Consider the following 281-nt stretch of genomic DNA (forward strand, 5'->3'; position numbering starts at 1 on the left):
ACGTTGCGCAGGGTCACGGTGCCGGTGTTCTTCACCACGAACGAGAACGTGATCCGGTCACCCACACCGGCCTTGCCGTCACCATTGGTGTCGGTGCTGATCGAGGCNGGTGGTCGTGTCCGACGGGTCGGACGGCACGTCAGTGCCACCCGGGGTCAGGCCATGGGCGGTCGCGGTGTTCGCGACCGACCCGGCGTCGATGTCCGCCTGCGTCACCGCGTACGGCGAGCTCGTACAGGTCACCGACGCACCCGGTGCCAGGTCACCGGCCGGGCAGGTCA

It is taken from the genome of Phycicoccus sp. Soil803 (assembly GCF_001429685.1).
Lineage (GTDB): Bacteria > Actinomycetota > Actinomycetes > Actinomycetales > Dermatophilaceae > Pedococcus.